We start from the raw sequence: 19,152 nt of genomic DNA on the forward strand, positions 1-19,152 counted from the left end.
CGCTCACGGGCGTGCCTTGTAGCTGGCCACGGTCGCGCTGACGAAATCGCTGATGCGCGCGGCGATCGTGCCGATATCGAAGCGGTGCGAATGCTGCAGCGCATTGTGCGCCAGGCGCATGCGCGCAGGCTCGTCCGGTTCCAGCACGTCGCGTAGCAAGGTGATCAGTTCGTCGTGCTGGCCCGAGGCAAAGGTGTAGCCATTCTCGTTTTCACGGATACTCTCGGCGATGCCGCCGGAACGCGCGCAAATCACGGGCACGCCGTAGGCCAGCGCTTCGACGACGATGCGGCCAAACGGCTCCTTCCACTTCGACGGCACCACCAGCACGTCGAACAGCGGATAGACGTCATCGGGCTTGACCCAGCCCATGAACTCGACGTCGGCATCGCCGAATTTTTCACGCAGGCTGGCCACATACGCTTCGTCCTCGCCCGTGCCGCCGATCAGGAAGCGCACATTGCTGTTCGGTCCCATCAGGCGCGCCGCATCGGCCAGCACGTCGACGCCCTTGTGCGGCGCCAGCACCCCCATGTAGCCAACGACCAGCTTGCCGTCGCGCGCCTTGGGCACCCGCCCCGCGATGGGGAACACGGGACCGGGAATGACGGCCGAAGTGGCGTGCTTGAAGTAGCCCAGTTCCAGATGTTGATCGACAACAAAACGCGTTTCGCCAAAGACCCCGTCCACCAGGTGCGACATCGGTTTCTTTCCCACTGACAACACCTTGCAACTGCCGCACTGGCCCGTGCAATTGGCGCCGTTCTTGAACAGGCCGCCACGCCAGCAAGCCAGAAAGTAACTCTGGATGACGTGTACCACGGGCACCTTGTGCAAGCGCGCCAGCAACCAGGTTGCCACATTGATGTTTTCAATGCTGACCGTCATGACGACGTCGGGCCGGAAAGCCTTGACGTGCGGGCGCAAGCGCCAGTAGGCGCGCGGATTGAAATTTTCCAGCACATGCCACAACATCTTCAAGGCGGCCGGGCGTTTGGTAAAAAAGTAGTCCCAGTATACATTTGGCGAGCGCATGATATGCACTTCCACGCCCTTGTAGTGTTCCACGCCGGCGGCGTCACCGACAGTGACGACGCGCACCTCGTGTCCCTGGGCCAGCAAGCCGCTGGCGATCATGAACGAGCCTTCCGGCCCGCCCCCTTTGCCGCGGGGAGGAAAGGCGGCACACACAAGCAAAATTTTCAAGTCGGCGCTCGATCAGTAAAAAGAGAGGAAAAAGTGGACATGGCGTCAGCTGACGGCAGCCTTGTTCTTGACGCCCAGGCGCGTGAACATGCCCTCGATGCGTCCGGCGTACTTCTTGCCGAGGTTTTTCACGGCCAGCGCGCAATAGCGTTCCACCGTATAAAAGTACAGGGTTGCCAGCGCAATGATCAGCACGAAAGTCAGCGCGACGACGACGGGATGGGTAATCTCGTCCGGATACAGTTTCTTGACCCAGTACAGCACCGGCATGTGCAGCAGGTACAGTGAAAAACTCAGGCTTCCCATCAGCCGCAGCAAGGGATTTCCGAACAGCAAGCGCGCGCTGAGAGAGTCGAAGGAAAAGACGAAAATAAAGAAGGCCACCAGCACCGCCATCACCAGCGTGCTGAGGTTTTCATGGGTAATGCGCTCGCTGAGCTGGATGACGCCGGATTCGACGCCCAGGAAAATCAGCAACAAGCTCACATGGATGATATTGATCAACTGCGGCTGGTGAAATTCAATGTGCATCTTCCGGCGCACCACGCCTGCCAGCACGCCAAAGGCAAAGTAGTGCAGATTGGCCCCCACAAACGTGCCCGGCAGGCTGCGGCGCAGCATGATCAGCAGCACGCAGGCGAAAACGATAAAGATCAGTGGCATGGCATTCTTGGTCGACACATAGTGGGCCGTCGCGCTCCACAGCAGCAGGAACAGGACATAGAACTGCACTTGCGGGCCTATCGTCCAGAAGACAGACTCGTTACCGATGAACAACAGATGACGCAGCAAATTGTGCGTGCCGATCTGATACTCGAACTGCGGGTCGAAGCAAGTGAAGATGACGAAGGACGCAAGGATCGTGAACAGGTAGGCGGGCGCAATGCGCGTAAAGCGCGCCAGGCTGTAGGCAGTCACGTCCTCGGCACAGAATTTCTTGTCGATATACAGGTAGGACAAGAGAAAGCCGCTGAGCGAGAAAAAAATCATCACGCCCAGGTTATTGAAATGGTGCGACAGGTGCAAAAATCCTTCGCTCCCCATGTGGGCGTAAATCACCATCAGCGCGGCAAAACCGGCCAGACCGGAGATTGAATCGATTTTCTTGTTCACTGAGATAGCTCACCGGTCATGAAGGAAAAACATAGCCGTCTCGGCTGCTCCTGCGATCGGTGCATCAATACACCGCCGCACAGCACTATTATAATTAGATTAATTTTTATTGTCCGCACATTATGACATGCAGCTTGCAACAATTACCACTTACACCACAGTACCTATGACGATTCATCTTTGACGCCAGCTTATTTTCGCTTGCGCAGCAGCTCTTCATAGATTGCCACGTAGCGCCCGCCGATATGATTCCAGCTGTACTGCTCGGAAAAATGCTGCAACTGCATGCGCCGGGCCGCGTACGCATCCTGGTCTTGCGCATGCGCGGCGGCAATTGCCGCCACCGTTTGCGCCACGTCGCCAGTGTGCAAGATACCGAGCTGCGCCTTCTCCAGCAGCTTGCGAAATGGTGGAATGTCGCTGAGCACGGGCGTCAAGCCCGCGCTCATCGCTTCGATGGCGGCGATGCCAAAGCCTTCATGACGCGACAGGCAAATATAGTAGCTCGACTGCGACATCAGCTCGGCCAGTTGCGCATCGCTGGGATTGGCGACGATGCTGACGCGTTCGGCAATCCCCTTCTCGCGCGCCAGCGCTTCCAGGTCGGCGCGGCTGAGGTCATACTCGCGCCCGGCAATCACCAGGCGCCATTCAGGATGGCGCGCGGCCAGTCCGGCAAACAGGTCCAGCGTTTCCTTCAATCCCTTGTTCGACGACCAGCGCCCGAAATACATGATGCACGGCAACTTCGTGGCGGAACCCTGATCCTGGTACTTTTCCACATTGACGCCGTTTTCAATCACCGTCAGGCGCGGCGCCTTGATGATCTTGCCGAACAGATTGCCGTCATTGTCGCTGGTGCCGACCACGCGCGCATAGGCGTGCGAGGTGGCGCGCGTGACGGTATGGAAGAAGATCGTCTTCAGGCGCGAAGCAAAGCTGGTATGAAAGAAGCCGCCATGGGTGGAGGCAAGCAGCGGACGTCGGTGCAGCCACTTGGTGGCTGCCAGGAAATCATAGGCAAAATCGACGCCATGCACGTGCACCACGTCATAGTCGCCCAGCAGCCGCACCACGCTGGGCGAGAACGGATAGCGTGTGGAGCCCGAGTAGGGAATGCGGATCACGCGCACGCCATTGACCACCTCTTCTGCCGGCAGGATGTCGGCCGGGTTCACGAATACGCGGTTCAGCGTGATGATGGTGGGAATGTGGCCGTGGCAACGGGCTTGGTAATGGGCAATATTTTGTACGACATCTTCCATGCCACCGATCGATGGATAGTACTGGCGAACAACATGTGCAACTTTAATCGGCATAATGGGCTTTCCCGGCAACAAATTGGCCGGAGCGCAGCGGAGAGGCCAGCCATTTCTTGTCGCGCACGGCGCAACAGCCGAGCAAGAACCAGAGGACGCCGGCCGACTTCAGCGCGAACAGGGAGGTACCGCTGATGCACAGGATCAGCGACATATAGATAACGATATAGGTACGGAAGCGCTCGCCGTGTTCGTCGCGCATCTTGATCATCCACAGGCCGATCCACAGCACCGCGCAGCCAAACAGGCCAAAGCGCGTCAGGATGATGGAATAGCCCATATCGCCGAAGTTGATGTTGTAGCCGGCCAGTCCGAAAATTTCAGCCGGGCCAAAACGCACCATGGTAATGCCGCTCGAATACAGGCGGCCAGGAATATTGTCGCTGTAGCGCCCATCGTAGTACAGGCCGAACAGGATCAGGATGACGGCGCACACAAAAGGCAGGATCATCACCAGGCGATTGCCGCGTCCCGAAAAAAGCAGGCGCATCAGCACCATCACGCCCACAGTCACCAGGCCATAGCGCGAATCGGCCAGGGTGATCATGATGGCGGCGGCGCCGAGAAAAAAGGCCATCGAACGCCATTGCTCGCGGCCCTTGGACAAGCCCCATGCGGCCACGATCACGGCAAAGTTACCGAGCGAGACAGGTTCGAGAAATACGGACGAGACGCGATGGCTGCCCAGCAGGAAAGGCAGGATGGTGCGGCCGATACCGGCCGGGCGGATGCCGTTCAGCGCCAGGGTACTGCCTTCAGCCCAGTTGGTACTGGTGGTTATATTACCTTGCGCCAGGTAATACGAATACACATTGAACAGCTTGGAATACACATCGACCAGCAGCAACTCGAAAAAGCCCACCGCCAGCACGATATAGATAATGATTTTCAACAGACGGTCGGCGTATTTCTCGTCACCAAAATTGCGCCCAAGAAAATAGAAGAGCACCAGGATGATAATGTCGCGGAAACCCTTGGGATCGAGCGAACTGCGCAGCAAGGCCAGCAGCAGTAAATACGAGGCGATCAGGGTCAGGATGGCCACGAAAGACAATTCGATGCGGCGCAACAGCAGCACGGCACAAGTGACGTAGATGCACAGCTCGGAAAACGCCACCAGCGCCGTCGATGCCTTGAAGAAATGCGTGTGCACAAAGCACAGCACGGCCTGGTAAACCGTGGCGGCGATCAGGATGGCCAGCAACAAATGGCGCTTGTTGCTCTCCTCGCCAGCGTCGGGCAGGCTGGCGTGAGCGGGGCGGGCGTAGAGTGTCATGCTTGTTTCATCATCGGTTAATAAGACAGATTGGTCAGGCTGCACGCCGTGGTATTGCTAAGTAACCCCCAATAAATTCTTGTGATTTCTGACTTCCATAACCGGCGCTCTACTGCGTTGCCAACTGCTAGCAGTGCTCGCACTGCGTCGCAGTCGGCGCCTTGTATAGCATCCGGTTCTGTTTGTCTTAAATTCACAATAATTTCCTGACGATTACTTAGTCATCGAACTTGCCGGCGAGTTTTTCCGTCGGCGCCTTGCCGATATGGGTAAACAGGGCATTGACGAACTGATCCTGCAACGCATATGCCGCCGTCTTGTCGGCCTGGATGCTCGAGACGCGGAACAGCAAGCCATCGGGCACCTTGCCGCCCAGGCCATAGAACAGCTGGAGCAGCTTGCGCCCCACGCCGGGCAAGGTGGCGCGGTCGCCAACGGTCACCCAGTAGGTAATCGGCTCATTGCGGCTGCCACTGACTGCCACCAGGCGGCGCACGGGAATGTTGCGTTCGGCCGCCTTCAGCGTGCCAACGTCGTTGCTGGTGATGGCAAAGCCTTGCGCCGTATAGCAAATTTCGGGGCGGTGTGCCTGCGTCGCTTCGCCGCGCTGGTCATCGCCATAAGCGACCGACAGCAAGATGCGTTGGCCAGCGGCGTTTACGTAGGTGCGCGCCAGCGTTTGCGTGTAAATCTTCGCCAGCGCAGCCTCGGCTTCCGGGTTGACCACGGCGGCTGCCGCATCGCGCTCTTCATGCCACTCGCCAAACTCGGCCGGCACCAGTGCCGTCAGATCCAGCATGGGCTTGCCTTCGGACATCTTGACCGTGGGCGTCACTATCTTCGTCAGCACCGAGGTCGAGACCATCAGCACGCCCAGCAGCAGGCCAGCGAACAGCGTCTTGCGCTGCATACCTTGCAGTGTATCAAGCATGTTTTGTCTCCCGCCGCTGCACATACGACTGCAACAGCCAATCAACGCCCAGGATCAGCAACAGGGCGGATATGAACAGCACCATGCCGGCAAAACCATGCAGGAAGCCCTGCCCTGCCGCGTCGCCGAAATAATACGTAATCAGGGTCAAGGTCATCACGCGGATCACATTGGCCGTAAAGGAAATCGGCACGATCAGTACGGCCAGCACGCCGTTGCGCAGAGCAGACGTATGGCGCACCAGATTGAGGTAGAACAAACCCAGGGCTTCGAGCGTAAACAGCGTGTGCAAACCGGCGCAGGCATCTGCTACCATCAACTGATATTGGCCCATCTGCAAAATCACGCCACTGCGGGCGATCGGATAACCAAGGAAAAACAGCACATGTTCAGTGACATACGACACAGCCGTCTTCATCGGCATCGTCAACATCGCCACCAGGATGCCGGGCAAGGGAATCATGAACAGCATGAAGAACAGGGGGAACCACATGATGCGCAAGGCCAGGGTGCCGCGCTTGATCAACAGCACTGCCGCCAGCAGGACGATGTAGGAGCCGATTTCAAAGATGGAAAACTGTTGCGAGCGGCCCAGCACATACATGACCAGGCCCACCACGGCGACGGTCCAGCCGGCCTTGGACGTAGGTTGGCCTTCGGTTTTTGCCATCATTTCCGGCCACTTGCGGTACAGCAGCCAGGTCGACAGCACGAGGATGATCGGGCCATGCGCCTGCTCCTCGCTCATCCACAAGCCAGTGATCAAGTCATAAAAGGACGGGACGTACAGGGCCAGCAAACCGACCACGACCGGTCCCCATTCGGGAATGGCGGCCTTCCACCACGGTATCACGGCGTCGCGCGAGCTTAAGGAAGAGGTTTGCATCACTACCCCATGAATGACTGTCGTATCAAAAGCGCCTGCCTTACCGAATGGTACAGCACCGCATCGTTGGCATCGGCTAAACCTCGGCCTATCGTATTTGCAAGATAGCTCCCCAAGAAACCTTTAAAGGATAAGAAACTATTTTAACAAAACATTAAGATTATAACGGAGCCGCGACGCTGGTCAAGCTGAAATACTGCATTTGGGCAGGCTATTTTTTCGTCCACGCGAAAATATTGGCAAAAGAGACAAATCCCTGTGCAATCAATCACTTGCCATACGGAAAAATGATTCTCTTGGCCAACTTTAACCTGCCGCAGCCGCCACGACGGAAACGGATTGACACGAACGGCAAGACGCGCACTTCAGCAGCAAGCCACACGATAAAACGGGGCGCATGACCGCGCCAACTGGCGCGGCCATGCGTGCGCAACAAGCGACGTGGCACGCTACGCCACAGTCTATTTTTGCCACTCGACCTGGAGCAGGGACAGGGAATTGCGCGTCACGCCCACGACCGGCTGCACACTGAAGATATAATTCTTGCCCCACCACGCGCCCGCTGACCAGTACGTCCAACCGGCCCATGGCGCGTTACGCATCGACGTCAGCGCCGCCTGCAAGGTGGGCCGGCACTCTAGCGTGTCGGCAACGCCAAATTCGCCCATGAACACTCTTTGCTTGTTGGCCACGGCCCAGACCCTGACCTTTTCGAGGATATCAGTCAGCTTCGCCGGTGAGATGCAATCGGCCTTGGTTCCCGAGTAATTCGAGTCGACATACTGGTGCACCTCGATCAGGGTGCGCCCCAGCGGGTCTTTCACGCTAGCAAAAGTCGTGGCGTTGGACACGCCGTCGCGCGGCGTGGCCCAGTCATGCGCGCCACTATAGGTACCGCCAGCAATGACGACCAGGTGTTTCGCGTCATTTTCACGCAATTTTGCCAGCGTGGCCTTGGACGTTTCGCCCCATTGCCTCAGGCTCGTCAGCACCGGCTCGTTCATGAGTCCAAGCGCGACCGCATCAACATCAGGGAAGGCTGCACTCACGCGTACCCAGAAATCGGCGAAGTCCTCGGTCGTGGCGCCAGGCCTGCCCAATGGAATATTGTTGTAGGCACCATAGTTATGCGCATCGAGCAGCACACACATGCCGTGCGATTTCGCCGTCTCTACCACCTTGGCCATAAACCTGAGCTGTGTCGGGTCGAGCGGGCCGCCCACGACCGGCTGCAAGCGTTCCCAGCGGAACGGCAGGCGCAGCATGTTCGCGCCCAGATTGGCAAAGTAGCTGATATCGCTCGCGCTCGGATACATGAAATCCTTGAATACGGTACCGGGAATCTTGCCACCATTGAATTCTGCTCCGGCCAGATTGACGCCGCGCAAGGGCGCCTTGTCCAGGCAAGTGGCGCCGGCAGGCACGGCAACGGCCATCGCTGCGGCCAGCAAGACGCCCAGCGCGCCCCGGCGCAAACGTCCTGCGCCCGCCATGGCGCTGCCGGCATCTGCCGCCCCGTGATCGCCGCTCAATTGTCGGACTGTTTCGAACAGAAATTTCATGTTGCCATCCCTCCGTTGTGGAAATACATCGTTTGCCACTATACATTTCCCATCCTTGCTGGCGCAATACAAACCAGGCCTGGCTTGATATTGAGCATGGCCTGGCCTCGTCAATACGTGCATCGTGTTGCCACCGGCAGGCATTCCCCCTATCCGACCGCAAGCGGCCACCTTTGCCGAGCGACGGCCCGCTCAACGAGCGATAGTTCAATCATAAGCGGTAATTGCGACGACGCCAGGACAAGCTGCTCTATTTCATCACGGAAAGAATTCGTGTGCCGCGTGTGCACATCATGAAAATGGCCGCACAGGGCGGCCAGGCAAGTTCGGGCAGAGGAAGCGTGCATATCATGCCTGCTTAGGCACGATATGCGCAGGGGCAGCAACAATGTGAGGTTAAAACTCTTGCATAACGGTACCGACAATTTCAACACCGTTACGCTCCAGCTGTTCGGCGAAGGTTGCCAGATCGGCCAGTCCAGTGGCATTCTTGCGCGCCACCAGCAAGGCCCCGCCCGCGCGCGCAGCAACGGCCAGCGCGTCCGAGCCGCTGGAGAATGGCGCGACGTCGTACAGCACCACGTCATAGCGCGAGGCGACTTGCTCGTTGAGTGTGGCAAATGAAGTGCGGCTAAGCAATTCCTGCGGATTCGGCGGCAAGGTGCCCGCGCTCATGACCGACAGGGCAACAAACGAATCGATCTTGGCGATCGCGTCCAGGTCGCCGCGGCCAGCCAGCAGGTCCGACAGGCCCTGGCGCCCTTTCAGGCCGAAGAATTCCTGCTGTTGCGGCGCGCGCAAGTTCGCATCGACCAGCAAGGTTTGCTCGCCGAGCTGGGAAAAGACCACGGCCAGGTTGGCGGCAAAGATGGCTGCGCCATCGTCCGCATTGATACTCACCACCACCAGCGCCTTGTGGCCACGTGCGAACCAGCGCAGCATCAGCTGGCTGCGGATGGCGCGCAAGGTTTCGACTTGCTGGCCAAATGGCTCGTACGCGGCAAGCAGCTTGTCCGAAAAGTTGCCGGTGCCGCGCGGCAGGTAGGGATAATTGAACTGGCGCGCGAGTACCTGCTCGATATCGGCTTCGGTGATCAGGCCCAGGCGCTGCGCCGCTTCACCGAAACGGATGCCCAGTTCCTTCTGCATGCGCAGCACGCGTTCGGCATTTTCCGGCGTGATCTTGCCCGACTCCAGCAGCAAGCCGCCGATGCTGGAATCGCCAACGTGCGCCGTGTGGGCGGCAGGTGCTGGTACATGCCCAGCCAGTGCAGGATGATTCATTGTGTTTCCTATCGAATTAATTCAAACGCAAGCGGCTCGACAACACCGACTTCAGGGACTTGAAGCGGCGGCGCTTCGGCGCTTGCCAGGCGATCACGCCCAGCACCGGAATTTGCAGCGCATCGAACAGATCGCGTTCGGAGCGCACGCGGCGGTCCAGCATTTCCAGCAGAATACTCAAGCCCAGGCCCAGCAAGCCGCCAAAGAAGAAGGCCAGCACGGTGTTGAGGACGACTTTCGGCCCCGCCGGCGCGACCGGCGGCACGGCAGGATTGAGGATCGAGATATCGGACTGTTCGGCCTGGCCTTCGATGCTGGTCTGCGAAAAACGCTGCGACGTGGCGTCGTAGGCGCGCTGGGCGCTTTCGACATCCTTCATCAGCACGCCCATTTCATCGCGCGTGCGGTTCAGTTCCAGCACTTTGCTTTTTTGCGCCGCCATGGCGCTACGGATGGCACCTTCGCGCTGCTGCAAAATCTGCGCATTGTTGCTCACGCTGCCTGCAGTGACACGGATAGCCGCTGCCAGGTCGCTGCGCAATTTATCGAGTTCCGCCTTGGCGCTGATGTATTGCGGGTGGTTCTGCGACAGGCGCTGTGAAATCTCGGCAAACTTCGATTCGGCCGTGCCCAGGGCAATCTTCAAATTCTGGATCATCGGATTTTGCGCCACATCGGGCGATTCCAGCGACGATGCGCCTTGCGCCATGCGCTGGCGCGAGGTCGCTTCCATCGACTGCGACTGCGCCATCACCAGTTGCTGCGACAAATCGTTCAGGCGGTTCGATTCCACGTCGACGCGGTTATCCAGGCTGACGATGCCATTTTCCTGCTGGTACTTGGACAAACGGCTTTGCGTTGCTTCCAGTACATCGCGCATCTGACGCGTCTGATCGTTGAAATAGGCCGAGGCTTTTTTCAAAGGCTCGACTTTCAGCTGGATGCTGACGCGCTGGTACTCTTCGGCAAAGGCATTCGCGATGGCAGCCACGAAACTCGGGTCCGAACCGCTGAAACTGATTTCTACAACGCTACTTTCACGCGAAGGGACGACCTCGAGTTTTTTCAGCAACAGATCGGCCAGCCAGTCACGCACCGCGCCCTCGCCGCCCGTGGCAGCGTTGAACTGGGCGATGACGGCAGGATTTTGCGCCAGCTTCAGAGAATCGACGACATGCAGGGCAACGTTCTTGCTGCTGATGATATCGATTTGCGTCGCCATGTAGCCGGCCATCAGTTGACCCGGCATTGCCAGGCCCGTGACGGTATCGACGCCCTTGTAATTGAGCAACACGGATGCCGTGCCCTTGTACGTCTTGGGCAGGAGCAGGCTGATCGCCAGCGTTGTCGCCACCACAATCACCAGGGTGATCCAGATGACGCGCTGGCGAGCGCGCAATATCAGTAAAAACTGGGAGAAATTCATAGAAACCGTCTCATATCATCGCAAAACAATCGGTACAAAATAGGCAGCAACGCTGCCACCATCATTAGAGCTTATCCCAGCAGAAGACGCTCACTGCTGGAATCGGCTCTTAAAACCAGCTTTCCTTCACATACACCACGTCGTCGCTGAGCAGCAGGTCATCGTGATTGGCATCGAGGATCTGCAACTTGCCATCCGGACCCCGGCGCTTGATGCGGATGTTGCGCTCGGTGCCGCGCTGGGTCAGGCCACCACCGGCCGACAGCGCCTGCAGCACCGTCATCGAGCGCTCCAGGCGCATGGGGCCTGGACGTTGCACTTCACCATAAATATAGATGCGTGGCGCGCGTTCTACAAATACAACATCGTTGGCGGCCAGGTCAAAATCGCGGTTCAGGTCGGAAGTACGCACCATTTCCACGACATCGACGACATCGGTAGTGGTCTTGCCATCGCGTTTGCGGATCAGGCTGACCGTATCGCCGCCCTCGGGACCGATGCCACCGGCCAGCGCCAGCAAGTCAAGCAGGCTGCGGCGCCCATCGACCGGATAACGGCCCGGCCGGTTCACCTGGCCCAGCACCGACACTTGCTGACTTTGCAACAAGGTAACGATGATATTGACTTGCGGCTTTTTCACAAAGCCGCCCGTTTCGAGCTTGTTGGCAATCTTCTTTTCCGCCTCGGCGACGGGCATTTTCATGACGTTGACCTGGCCGATCAGGGGGAACGTGATGTCGCCCGCTTCGCTGACGCGCGTCTCCACGCCCAGATCCGGGTTGCCGTAGACGGAAATCTTCAGCACGTCGCCCGCGCCGAGCACGACTTCTCCGGCATTGGCACTGCCCAGCGTGAAGGCCAGCAGTGAGGTCATTATCAAAAGTATCAGTCGTTTCATCATCAGCTCGATCTCGTCGGTCATTACGGTTGGTTATGCAAAATATCAATGGTGCCAGGCATGCTTATTTCAGGCCAGCAACGCCCCGTGCGGTAGCCGCAGCGCTGGCGCTCGCCGAGGCCGCGGAAGCCGCACCCGATGCCGCAGTGGCAGCTGCAGGCTGGTTCAGATACTCGATCTTGGCCGCTGCGCGCAGGCGCTCCATTTCTTGCTTGGCGGCATCCTTGGCCCTGGTATTGACCAGGTACTGCTCGATCTGCGGCGCGGCGGCGGCCAGCTTGACCGGCACCTCCTTGATGTCGACGATCGTCATCAGCATCGCGCGTTCACCTTCATTGATGATGAACAGCTGGCCTTTCGGCATGGATTGCAACTTGGCAACCAGTTCCGGCGCCAGATCCGTCGTCGTGCGCGACACCTGGGCACGCGCAAAACCGATCTTGTTGCTCTCCATCCAGGCCGCTACCTCATCGAGCGACTTGCTCTTGTCGATCACTTGCTTGAGCGCATCGTTCATATCCTTGCTGGCGATCAGCAACTGGCGCATGTCGAACTGCTTGCGATTGCTGAACAACTCAGGGTGCTTGTTGAAGTAATCTTCCACTTCCACCTTGCTCGGAGGCGCCATGCCGCTCAATTTCTTTTGCATGTAGGCCTGGCTGATGATCAGCGCCTTGGCCCGCTCGACGGCTTGCATGACCTTCGGATCGCGGTCGATCTTTTCTTTCAACGCAACATTCTCGACCACTTGGCGGTCGATCAGCGCTTCGAGCAATTGTTTGCTGGCCGCTTCCTGCTGCGCCGCCGGCACGCCGGCGCGCTGCAATTCCTCATTCAGCTGCAGCGCCGTGATTTCTTCGCCATTCACGCTGGCGAGCGCCTGACCCACCTTCTTCTGCTTGTCGCCACCACAGGCGGCCAGGCCGGCCACTGTCAACAGGATAACGCCAGCGGTCAGGATGCGTTGCGGTACATTCATTCGTTTCATTTTCATCGGACTCGCCATCTCAGAGGGTTCAACATGTTTTCAAGCGCTGCCACGCTTTCGGGCAGGCGGATCAAAACGATGCATGCGCTACATTGTTTCAGCACGTTATCTTACAGGCTCTACAATCACTTTAGCATGCAACAGGTACAAATTATGCAATAGAATTATAGAAATCACAAATGATGCAACTAATTTTCTTTGGTCAACATAAAAGCCAGACGCCGGGCAAGCTCTGAGTTGTCGCCACGCCACAATGCTTGGCTATGCGGCAATCTTCTTGATAGTCTGTCGCACCGTCAATGGGCATTTTCCCGTTTCAGCACCACTTGCACCGTGCGCACCACGATCCACAGGTCCAGCCACAGCGACCAGTTACGCAGATAGTCCAGGTCGAAGTGCACGCGCGCTTCCATCTTGTCGAGGGTTTCCGTCTCGCCCCGCAAGCCATTGACCTGCGCCCAGCCGGTAATGCCCGGCTTGGCCTTGTGGCGCAACATGTAGCCCTTGATCAACTTGCGATACTGCTCATTGTGTGCCACTGCGTGCGGTCGCGGGCCAACAATACTCATGCGCCCTTGCAACACATTGATAAACTGCGGCAATTCATCGAGCGAACTGCGGCGCAGGAAAGCGCCGATGCGCGTCAGGCGCTGGTCATCCTTGGTGGCCTGCACCACCTTGGCACCGTCTTCCGACACCGTCATCGAACGGAATTTATAGACGATAATTTCTTCGCCATACAGGCCGTAGCGACGCTGCTTGAAAATGACGGGACCGGGCGAGGTCACTTTCACGGCGATGGCAATCATCAGCATCAGCGGCAACAGGCACAACTGGATCAGGCAGGCGAGCACCAGGTCGCTCATGCGCTTGATCGTGCTGTTCCAGCCAGTAAATGGCGATTCGCAGATGGCGATGACAGGCATGCCGCACACATTGTCAAAACGCGCCTGCATCAGGTCAAATACATAAATATCCGGCAGGAAATACACCGAGGTGGTGGTGTCCTGCAATTCATCGAGCAACTTGCGGATGCGCGGCTGCGCCGAGATGGGCTGGCTGATGAAAATCATCTTGGTCTGCTTGCTGCGCACGTATGCGGCAATCTCATCCATTCGGCCCAGCATCGGGTGATACATGCCCTCTGGCCAGCGCTCTTCTTCCCGGTCGTCAAAGTAGCCGTCCACCTGCATGAACAGGTTCGGGTGCTTGCTGATGGCGTCGGCAAAGCGCACGCTGACATTGTTGGCGCCGATGATGGCGACAGAGCGCACTTCGTCGCCGTTGCCCTGGATGGAATGCGCGCGGCGCACCGCCAGTTGCAGGAAAATCAGCAGCAACGGCGTGATGACAAACCAGGCATACACGGCCTTGACATGATAATGCTGCGCCAGGCCGCTGACCACGCCGAGCATGACGAGGATCAGCGCAGTGACGGCCCAGCCGACGATCACGTCGCGCGCATAGGCCCACATGCGCCCGGCACGCCAGGCGCGATACGGATCGATATGCTGATAGATGGTCGATGAAATGAAAAACGCCAGTATCATCAATATCAGGGCATAACCGTCGAAGGAAGAACCGAGTACGATCGAGCATACATACAGCGTGACCATGATGACCAGGGGGTCGAGCACACGCTGAAAAAAGGAAATCAGGGGTATATCGTTAATCGTCATTTTACTTTTCAGAATTGAACATTGGCGGAGAACGAAACCCCTTGGGATCGGTAACTATTGCTGCCCACGAGAGGATTGCCGCTGCGCCTGCTGCGAAATGCGTCCGCTTCCAGCGTGATGTTGCGCAGTGGCGTGTAAGTCAGGCCCAGTGAACTGCTGGTGCTCGCATCGGACAGGCCATTCAAGGCCGTGAAGCCATTGATGGTGCTGAAATCACGCTTCTCGTGCTGCAGTTGGGCATTGACACCCACCTTGGCCGTAGCGCTCCAGAAGGCCGCCACGCTGGCGCCCTTGTTCAGGCTGCTACCGACGATGCCGCCTTCCACCACCTGGAATTCGCGCCACAGCGCCGCATTGAATCGCAATTTTCCCGTCGCCACCCAATCGGCAATCAGGCGGCCGTTGGCGCCGCTGCTGCTGCCCGAACCCGACAGCGGATGCGTACGCCGCACCCAGCCGCCGAGGAACGACAGCTTGGTCGGTCCGCTGACGAGCCACAGCACATTGGCCTTGATTTCATCCTGCGTGTAATCGTTATCGGGAAAACCCGTCCCTGCGCCGCCCTTGAATTGATAGTCCGACTGCAGGCGGCGCAGCTGCACGCCCACCTTGCTGCCGCTGGCGGCGAGATAGTCGAGACCGAGTTCGGTCGCGTCTTCCGAGCGGTTGTTGATCTTTTGCGCGAGCAATTCATAGTCCGCATCGAAGCGCGAAAAACCTGCGCGCACCTGCCAGCTGGGATGGAACAGCCAGGTCACATCCGCATAATGGCGGCGCTGCGTGCGCAAATTGCGCTCCTTGGAATTGGTATCGGCAAATGGCGTCAGCGTTTCAAGGTAGCTGGTACCCAGATGGCCCTGTACGTGGTTGCCCAACTGCCAGGCCCAATCGACCAGCGCGTCCTTGCCGTTGTAATCGAGTTCCGTGTAGCGGTTGAAGGTCACGCGGCTCAGCTTGGCGTAGCCCGTGAACAACTGCCGGCCGATGGGACGTTCGAACAGGAAGCCGCCTTGCACCGTCCGGCTGGTATCGCTCAGATCCGGCGTTTGCCCCGGAAACTCGCTCAGGCGCAGCAAGTTGTCGTCATAGGCAATCGACGTCCGGAGGAACGGATGGATGGTGTCGCTGATTTCGGCATGGACGGCCGTGCTGAAGGCAGCGCCGATCAGCAGCGACAGCGCGCCCAGGCGCGGCGTGCGAAAAACAGCTCGTGCCGCATCACGCGCAGCGCACTTTTTTTCAGTCAAGCTCAACATTTTTTTTCATCTTTGTGATTACTGCATTAACTAATGGCGCCGATGACGCGATTACCAATAAGCCCATTGCCCAGTCATGAGTACCCAGACACCCAGCAAGCCATTCGTCACGCCATGCGCGATGATGGCCGACCACAGGGTGCGAAAACGCACGTAGAGCCACCCATATGCTAAGCCGGCAAGAATGCCCGCAAACCACAAATTATGTTCAAAGCCGAACAGTATCGCCGTAATAAGAATATAGCGAAATCTCAGCAGTGACGGTTCAACGGCCAGAAAATTCGGCGATTGTAACCAACGCAATAGAAAGGAGCGCCAGAACAACTCTTCCATCACGGGCACCACCAACGCGGCACCGGCGATGCGCGCCACCAGCAGCGGCCAGTCGTAGCCATTCCCGGAGCGCGGATCGAAACCGGCCGACGCGCCGATGACCATCCAGGACGCGCCCAGGTTGAGCCACAGCACCAGCACCACGATGCCCGCCAGCACGGCCCAGACAATGGCACGCCATCCCATGAGCGCCGGACCGGGCCAGGCCAGCTCCGTATAGTGCCGGCGATATCGCCATAGCAGCGCCAGAACGACGCCAATTTTCACCACATACAAATAGCGTAGTTGCTCCTGAGCATAGCCCGCCCATATTAACACATCAGCAATAAGAATAAAAAATAGATAAGTAAAAAAAGGCAGCACGCGTGGCAGCGCGAGTCGGTCAAACATGAAGGCGCTCCCCCGTTTCCGGTCTGGTGATGGCTGGCAAATACAGATTGCTTGCGGCTGGCGCCGCTACAGTAAGAACACGGGGAATAATATCAGCAATATTGTCTTTGATGCATCAACAAGACGCAATGCCGCTCCGGGGTCTGTAACGGAGAGTATGTTGCCGCCCGACACGCTACACGCGTCGGGCGGCAACACCCGCTTCAGCCAGAGTTTATCACTACAGTATCAATTTTGATATTAATTGCCGCAGGCGGCAATCAATGACAGGCAACTCAGCCTTTGGCGCGCGCTTCGATCGCTTCCCACTTTTCCAGCGCTGCCAGCAACTCTTTCTCGATTTCCGCCACGCGCGCATTGAGGCGCTTGCCTTCGGCCGGCGTTTTCTTGTAGAAATCGGGATGCGACAATTGTCCTGCCAGCACGGCTTGCTCATCTTCCAGCGCGGCCATGATGTTCGGCAGTTCGTCGAGTTCGCGCTGTTCCTTGTAGCTGAGCTTTTTCTGCTTGGCCGCCGGTGCGGCAGCCTCGACCTTCACGGCCGGCTTGCTCGCTGGCGCCGTGGCGATCGGCAAGGTGCGCACGCGCTCCCAGTCCGTGTAGCCGCCGACGAACTCGCGCCACTTGCCCTCGCCTTCGGCGACGATCACCTGCGTGACCACGTTGTCGAGGAAGGTACGGTCATGGCTGACGAGGAAGACGGTGCCGGTGTATTCTTCCAGCAACTCTTCCAGCAATTCCAGGGTATCGATATCCAAGTCATTGGTCGGCTCATCGAGCACCAGCACGTTGGCCGGCTTGGCGAACAGGCGCGCCAGCAGCAAACGGTTGCGCTCGCCACCGGACAGCGACTTGACGGGCGAACGGGCGCGTTCCGGCGCGAACAGGAAATCGTTCAGATACGTCATCACGTGGCGGCGCTGGCCATTGATCTCGACCCAGTCGCTACCCGGCGCGATGGTTTCCATCAGGTTCGCTTCCTCGTTCAGCTGCGTGCGCATCTGGTCGAAATACGCCACTTGCAGCTTGGTGCCCAGGCGGATGGTGCCCGTATCGGACTCTTCCTGGCCCAGGATCATCTTCAGCAAGGTGGTCTTGCCGGCGCCGTTGGCACCGATCAGGCCGACCTTATCACCGCGCAAGATGGTGGCACTGAAATCCTTGACGATGACCTTGTCGCCATAGATCTTCGAGACGTTTTCCAGGTCCGCCACGATCTTGCCCGAGCGTTCGCCGGCCGACACGTCCAGCTTGACTTGTCCCTGCTGGTCGCGGCGCGCATTGCGCGTCAGGCGCAGCGCTTCCAGGCGGCGCACGCGGCCTTCGTCGCGCACGCGGCGCGCCTTGACGCCCTTGCGTATCCACACTTCTTCCTGCGCCAGGAACTTGTCGAACTTGGCGTTTTCCACGTCTTCGATTTCCAGCTGCTCGGCCTTGCGTACCTGGTACGCCGTGAAGTTGCCCGGGTACGACAGCAAGCGGCCGCGGTCGAGTTCGATGATGCGCGTGGCAACGTTGTCGAGGAAGGAGCGATCATGGGTAATGAACAGCACGCTGCCCTTGAAATCGCGCAACAGGCCTTCCAGCCACAGGATGGAGCTGAAATCCAGATGGTTGGTGGGCTCATCGAGCAGCAGCACGTCGGGCGCGGAGACCAGCGCGCGCGCCAGCGCGACGCGCTTTTGCATCCCGCCGGACAGGGTTTTCATCAGCATGTCGCCCGTCAGGTTCAGACGGTCGAGTACGGTTTCCACCTTGTTCGGCAAGCTCCACGCATCGGCCGCATCGAGTTTGACCTGGATGTCGTGCATGCGTTCCATCAATTCGTCGTCATTGCCCTGGCCAAACTGGCCCGTCAACTCGTCGTATTCCTTCAGCCAGGCTTGCGATTCGCCCATGCCGGAAGCGACGGCGTCGAACACGGACATGTCCGGGTCGAATTGCGGCTCTTGCTCCACATACGCGATCTTGATGCCTTGCTGCATGACCAGCAAGCCGTCATCGAGCTTGAACTTGCCCGAAATGACCTTCAACAGAGAGGATTTACCGGTGCCGTTGCGGCCGATCAAGCCCACCCGTTCCGAGTTTTCCAGTGAAAATTCCGCGTGATCGAGCAGCGCGACGTGACCGAACGCAAGTTGCGCCGATGAAAGAGAAATGACAGCCATAATGAGTTAGAGTGCTCGGGCGCCGTTTCCTGCACACCGCATGGTGCGCAAAACAGCTGCCGATTAGATGAATGAAGCACGCATTGTACCGATACTCGCGCAAGCATAGGCATATCTTGCAAACTGTCGGCTATAATTGCGCTCGATTCGCGACACATGGGACGTCTTGCACGCCCCCTGCCGCCGGATCCGGCATGGCATCCAGCCACGCCTGAGCGTCCTCCCCGTAGCACAATGGATAGTGCACATGCCTCCTAAGCGTGGGATACTGGTTCGATTCCAGTCGGGGGGACCACCACTACATCGCGGCGTGCCGCCAGCATCACGGCGCGACAAGAGACACTAGGCATCAGCCTGTGGGGGGGGGGGGGGGGGGGGGGGGGGGGGGGGGGGGGGGGGGGGGGGCGGGGGGCCGGCGGGCGGGGCGCGCGCGCGCC

General features: G+C 58.5%; 15 protein-coding genes and 1 tRNA gene. 1 reads left to right on the forward strand and 15 read right to left on the reverse strand.

Going from position 1 to position 19,152, the window contains the following annotated elements:
• Positions 1–3: 3 nt before the first annotated feature.
• From ACP7DW_RS06790 to ACP7DW_RS06860, 15 genes are all read right to left on the reverse strand, one after another.
• The gene (locus ACP7DW_RS06790; RefSeq protein WP_426054804.1) at positions 4–1,206 is read right to left on the reverse strand and encodes a glycosyltransferase; all 1,203 of its coding nucleotides are present in this window, start codon (positions 1,204–1,206) and stop codon (positions 4–6) included.
• 45 nt (positions 1,207–1,251) lie between these two features.
• A complete protein-coding gene (locus tag ACP7DW_RS06795) occupies positions 1,252–2,319 on the reverse strand; it encodes an acyltransferase family protein (RefSeq protein WP_426054803.1) in 1,068 nt (355 codons plus the stop codon).
• Between the two features lie 191 nt (positions 2,320–2,510).
• Positions 2,511–3,638: a glycosyltransferase family 4 protein gene (locus ACP7DW_RS06800; protein ID WP_426085147.1), complete on the reverse strand. Its 1,128-nt coding sequence runs from the start codon at positions 3,636–3,638 to the stop codon at positions 2,511–2,513.
• On the reverse strand, positions 3,628–4,914 hold the full coding sequence (locus ACP7DW_RS06805; protein ID WP_426054801.1) for a polysaccharide polymerase: 1,287 nt from the start codon (positions 4,912–4,914) through the stop codon (positions 3,628–3,630). The genes ACP7DW_RS06800 and ACP7DW_RS06805 overlap by 11 nt, the downstream gene beginning before the upstream one ends.
• Before the next feature lie 217 nt (positions 4,915–5,131).
• Positions 5,132–5,845 (reverse strand): exosortase-associated protein EpsI, B-type, encoded by a 714-nt coding sequence (epsI, locus tag ACP7DW_RS06810; protein WP_426054800.1) that lies wholly within the window; start codon positions 5,843–5,845, stop codon positions 5,132–5,134.
• Entirely contained in the window at positions 5,838–6,731 is an 894-nt protein-coding gene (gene xrtB, locus ACP7DW_RS06815; protein WP_426054799.1) for an exosortase B, read from the reverse strand. The genes epsI and xrtB overlap by 8 nt, the downstream gene beginning before the upstream one ends.
• 461 nt (positions 6,732–7,192) lie before the next feature.
• Entirely contained in the window at positions 7,193–8,416 is a 1,224-nt protein-coding gene (locus tag ACP7DW_RS06820; RefSeq protein ID WP_426085196.1) for a glycoside hydrolase family 5 protein, read from the reverse strand.
• 273 nt (positions 8,417–8,689) lie between these two features.
• The gene (gene epsG / locus ACP7DW_RS06825) at positions 8,690–9,577 is read right to left on the reverse strand and encodes a chain length determinant protein tyrosine kinase EpsG (RefSeq protein ID WP_298408382.1); all 888 of its coding nucleotides are present in this window, start codon (positions 9,575–9,577) and stop codon (positions 8,690–8,692) included.
• Positions 9,578–9,593: 16 nt separating this feature from the next.
• The gene (epsF, locus tag ACP7DW_RS06830; protein ID WP_426054797.1) at positions 9,594–11,003 is read right to left on the reverse strand and encodes a chain length determinant protein EpsF; all 1,410 of its coding nucleotides are present in this window, start codon (positions 11,001–11,003) and stop codon (positions 9,594–9,596) included.
• Between the two features lie 109 nt (positions 11,004–11,112).
• Positions 11,113–11,877, reverse strand: coding sequence for a polysaccharide export protein EpsE (gene epsE / locus ACP7DW_RS06835; RefSeq protein ID WP_298408387.1), 765 nt, complete (start codon positions 11,875–11,877; stop codon positions 11,113–11,115).
• Between the two features lie 88 nt (positions 11,878–11,965).
• Entirely contained in the window at positions 11,966–12,895 is a 930-nt protein-coding gene (locus ACP7DW_RS06840; protein ID WP_426054796.1) for an EpsD family peptidyl-prolyl cis-trans isomerase, read from the reverse strand.
• Positions 12,896–13,185: 290 nt separating this feature from the next.
• Entirely contained in the window at positions 13,186–14,568 is a 1,383-nt protein-coding gene (locus ACP7DW_RS06845) for an undecaprenyl-phosphate glucose phosphotransferase (RefSeq protein ID WP_426054795.1), read from the reverse strand.
• A gap of 8 nt (positions 14,569–14,576) precedes the next feature.
• A complete protein-coding gene (epsL, locus tag ACP7DW_RS06850) occupies positions 14,577–15,824 on the reverse strand; it encodes an XrtB/PEP-CTERM-associated polysaccharide biosynthesis outer membrane protein EpsL (RefSeq protein WP_426054794.1) in 1,248 nt (415 codons plus the stop codon).
• A 51-nt stretch (positions 15,825–15,875) separates the two neighbouring features.
• Positions 15,876–16,547, reverse strand: a complete 672-nt coding sequence (locus ACP7DW_RS06855) for a CAAX prenyl protease-related protein (protein ID WP_426054793.1) — start codon at positions 16,545–16,547, stop codon at positions 15,876–15,878.
• 275 nt (positions 16,548–16,822) lie between these two features.
• A complete protein-coding gene (locus tag ACP7DW_RS06860; RefSeq protein WP_071078904.1) occupies positions 16,823–18,715 on the reverse strand; it encodes an ATP-binding cassette domain-containing protein in 1,893 nt (630 codons plus the stop codon).
• Between the two features lie 220 nt (positions 18,716–18,935).
• Here ACP7DW_RS06860 and ACP7DW_RS06865 point away from each other — a divergent pair.
• Positions 18,936–19,010, forward strand: a tRNA-Arg gene (locus tag ACP7DW_RS06865).
• The last annotated feature ends 142 nt before the right edge of the window (positions 19,011–19,152 follow it).

The organism is Janthinobacterium sp. PSRC1-1 (assembly GCF_049897525.1).
Lineage (GTDB): Bacteria > Pseudomonadota > Gammaproteobacteria > Burkholderiales > Burkholderiaceae_D > Janthinobacterium > Janthinobacterium tructae.

What these genes read in the sequence shown, in the direction of transcription:
- ACP7DW_RS06800 (WP_426085147.1), bottom strand. Translation starts at nt 3,638, where the DNA reads ATGCCGATTAAAGTTGCACATGTTGTTCGCCAGTACTATCCATCGATC.
- ACP7DW_RS06805 (WP_426054801.1), bottom strand. Translation starts at nt 4,914, where the DNA reads ATGACACTCTACGCCCGCCCCGCTCACGCCAGCCTGCCCGACGCTGGC.
- epsI (WP_426054800.1), bottom strand. Translation starts at nt 5,845, where the DNA reads ATGCTTGATACACTGCAAGGTATGCAGCGCAAGACGCTGTTCGCTGGC.
- xrtB (WP_426054799.1), bottom strand. Translation starts at nt 6,731, where the DNA reads ATGCAAACCTCTTCCTTAAGCTCGCGCGACGCCGTGATACCGTGGTGG.
- ACP7DW_RS06820 (WP_426085196.1), bottom strand. Translation starts at nt 8,416, where the DNA reads ATGCACGTATTGACGAGGCCAGGCCATGCTCAATATCAAGCCAGGCCT.
- epsG (WP_298408382.1), bottom strand. Translation starts at nt 9,577, where the DNA reads ATGAATCATCCTGCACTGGCTGGGCATGTACCAGCACCTGCCGCCCAC.
- epsF (WP_426054797.1), bottom strand. Translation starts at nt 11,003, where the DNA reads ATGAATTTCTCCCAGTTTTTACTGATATTGCGCGCTCGCCAGCGCGTC.
- epsE (WP_298408387.1), bottom strand. Translation starts at nt 11,877, where the DNA reads ATGACCTCACTGCTGGCCTTCACGCTGGGCAGTGCCAATGCCGGAGAA.
- ACP7DW_RS06840 (WP_426054796.1), bottom strand. Translation starts at nt 12,895, where the DNA reads ATGAAAATGAAACGAATGAATGTACCGCAACGCATCCTGACCGCTGGC.
- ACP7DW_RS06845 (WP_426054795.1), bottom strand. Translation starts at nt 14,568, where the DNA reads ATGACGATTAACGATATACCCCTGATTTCCTTTTTTCAGCGTGTGCTC.
- epsL (WP_426054794.1), bottom strand. Translation starts at nt 15,824, where the DNA reads ATGTTGAGCTTGACTGAAAAAAAGTGCGCTGCGCGTGATGCGGCACGA.
- ACP7DW_RS06855 (WP_426054793.1), bottom strand. Translation starts at nt 16,547, where the DNA reads ATGTTTGACCGACTCGCGCTGCCACGCGTGCTGCCTTTTTTTACTTAT.
- ACP7DW_RS06860 (WP_071078904.1), bottom strand. Translation starts at nt 18,715, where the DNA reads ATGGCTGTCATTTCTCTTTCATCGGCGCAACTTGCGTTCGGTCACGTC.